The sequence below is a fragment of the Actinomycetospora sp. genome (assembly GCF_055612215.1).
The window spans coordinates 1-2,103 of record NZ_JBVPVA010000664.1; the positions used below are offsets into that span (position 1 = coordinate 1).

Below are 2,103 nucleotides of genomic sequence, written 5' to 3' on the forward strand. Positions count from 1 at the left end.
CGTCGTCGCGGTGGTCGTCGCGGTCACCGTCCCGCTGCCCTCGCCGCTCGAGCTGCGCGACTGGGCCGCCCGGCTCGGCCCCACCGCCCCGCTGGTCTACTTCCTCGTGCACGCCGTCATCACGACGACGCCGATCCCCCGCACCGCCTTCACCCTCGCGGCCGGGCTCGTCTTCGGTCCGGTGTGGGGCCTGGGGCTCGCGGTGGGCGCCTCCATGGTGTCGGCGGCGATCGGGTTCGCGATCGCGCGCCGGCTCGGCGGGCGGGCCATCGCCCGGCTCGGCCCGGACCGGGTGCGGGCGCTGGAGGAACGACTCTGCGAGCGGGAACTGCTCACGGTGACGTCGTCGCGGCTCGTCGGGATCCCGTTCGCGCCGCTCAACTACACCCTCGGGGTCACCAGCGTCGGCTGGCGGGCCTACGTCGTGGGCACGGTGCTGGGCCTGATCCCCGGGACGGCCGCGGTGGTGCTGCTCGGGGACGCGGTGACCGGCGGGATGTCGCCGGGGATGTTCGTGATGTTCGCGGTCTCCGGGACGCTCGGCGCCGTCGGGATCCTGGTGTCGGCGCGCGGACGGCGCCGACGCCCGGCCGACGACGCGACGGCCGCGGACGACGGCGAGGCCGAGGCGGCCTGACGCGCCGGGGGGCTCGGCCGGAGGCCGGGCCCGCTCAGCCTCCCGACGGGGCGCCGGTCTCGGCCGGGCCGCGGGTCGGCGACGGACCCGTCGGCGGGCGCGGCTCGTTCGCCGGCTGCGGGGGCAGCACCGGAGCGGGCGTGATCTGCCCGGGCACCGGCGGCGGCCCGGGCGGCGGGAAGCCCTCGGTGGAGTACTCGTTCGGGCTGGCGGGCTGGTCCGGGGCCGGCTCCGCGGAGTACGTGCAGCCCGCGAGCACGGCGGCGGCCGCGGCCACCACGACGACCCAGGACGCTGTCCGTCGGCGCACGCTCTCTCCTCCTCCGTCGGTCTCCTACCGGTGCCCGAGCACCCTAGCGCCCGCGGATGATCACCGCGGGGTGCGTCCCGCGAGGACGCCCCGCGGCGCGATCGAGTGCACGGGCTCCGGGGCGGCGCCCTCCTCGCGCAGGACGTCGTTGGCGGCCAGCACCCCGGTGAGGGCGGCGCGTTCCATGAGCGCCGACGGGATGTCGGTGCCCACCCAGTCCCCCGCCAGCCGCAGGCCGCGGGCGTCGGTGAGCACGCCGGGCCGCTGCGGGTGGTAGCCCGGGTCGAACCCGGGCGCGTTGGTGTAGCGGTGGGCGTCGACGTCGAGCACCTCGAGGTCGGCGAACTCCGGCCACAGTGCGGTGAGCTCGGTGCGCATCGCGGCCACGAGGTCGTCGAGCGAGACGTCGTGCGGGCAGGCGTAGGAGTGCAGCTCGATCACCGACCCGCCGGCCGCGCGAGCCCAGGCGGCCGACTCGGCCTCGAGGCGGTGGAACAGCGTCACGGAGTCGAGCACCCGCTCGCGGGTCACCCCGGTGAACGGGGCGCGCGCGGGGTCCACGTCACCGCGGCACCAGAACCGCGCCACGACGTAGGGCTCGCCGCCGGGCAGCCCGGCCACCCGCTCGGCCAGCCGGGGCGCGGTCGTCGCGAACCCGGGCGACCGCTCGAACAGCGCCCGCGTGCCGGGGACGTCGGTGGCGACGACGAGGTGGCGGGCCGTGCGCGTCGGGCCGTCCTGGACCCCGACCGACCACCCCGACTGTCCGCTGACGACGACGGTCGCGCGGGCCCCCGTCGTGACCGTCGCCCCGTGCTTCTCGAGCAGGCGGGTGAAGGGCTCCCACAGCGTCGTCGCGTACTGGTCGCGGGGGGCGTCCATCCCGAGGCCCTCGGGGTTGCCGGTGAAGTAGAAGTGGCACATGGCGAGGAACTCGGCCGCCGAGTAGCGCTGCTCGGTGTTGAAGAAGGAGTGCGCGAAGACCTCGAAGAGCATCGCCCGGCCGCGCTCGGAGAAGCCGAGGGAGTCCAGCAGATCGGCGGTGGTGCGGTGGTCGTGCTTGGCGAAGGTGGCCACCGGGTCGTAGCGCAGCATCTCGAGGGCCTCGCGGCCGTCGACCTTGCGCAGGTCGCGCAGCCGGAAGCTCGGCGACTTC

General features: G+C 76.1%; 3 protein-coding genes. 1 reads left to right on the forward strand and 2 read right to left on the reverse strand.

Annotated elements, in window-relative coordinates; genetic code table 11:
- Window positions 1–637 (forward strand): TVP38/TMEM64 family protein (locus tag AC0CYZ_RS18210; RefSeq protein ID WP_472217849.1); only part of this gene is annotated, 637 nt, incomplete at its 5' end.
- A 34-nt stretch (window positions 638–671) separates the two neighbouring features.
- Here the strand turns inward: AC0CYZ_RS18210 and AC0CYZ_RS18215 are convergent.
- A complete protein-coding gene (locus tag AC0CYZ_RS18215) occupies window positions 672–947 on the reverse strand; it encodes a hypothetical protein (RefSeq protein WP_472217851.1) in 276 nt (91 codons plus the stop codon).
- A 60-nt stretch (window positions 948–1,007) separates the two neighbouring features.
- Window positions 1,008–2,103 (reverse strand): FAD-dependent oxidoreductase (locus tag AC0CYZ_RS18220; protein WP_472217853.1); only part of this gene is annotated, 1,096 nt, incomplete at its 5' end.